1 protein-coding gene is annotated in these 339 nt (G+C 70.8%); it reads left to right on the top strand.

Annotation, left to right across the window (positions count from 1 at the left end; genetic code table 11):
• A partial coding sequence (locus PUR61_RS00825) for a PIN domain-containing protein (RefSeq protein ID WP_329874562.1) occupies positions 1-339 on the top strand: 339 nt, incomplete at both ends.

A 339-nucleotide genomic window follows, 5' to 3' on the forward strand; every position in this document is an offset into this window, starting at 1 on the left:
CCGGTGGTCGTGGTCACCGAGCTGGAAGCCAAGCGGCACCACCCCGAACTGGGCTACTTCGCCCGCCAGGCGCTGCGGCTGCTCGACGACTTCCGGGTCCGCTTCGGCCGTCTGGTCGAGCCGGTCCCGGTCGGGGAGCTCGGCGGCACCATCCGGGTCGAGCTCAACCACTCCGACCGGGCGATACTGCCGGCCGGCGACCGGGTCGGGGGCGGCGAGGCGGACACCCGCATCCTCGCGGTCGCGCGCAACCTGAAGGCCGACGGGTACGACGTAACAGACATCTCCAAGGACGTCCCACAGGGGATCACCTCGTCATCGGTAGGTCTGAGCGCCGAG

This window comes from Streptomyces sp. BE20, assembly GCF_036322525.1.
Lineage (GTDB): Bacteria > Actinomycetota > Actinomycetes > Streptomycetales > Streptomycetaceae > Kitasatospora.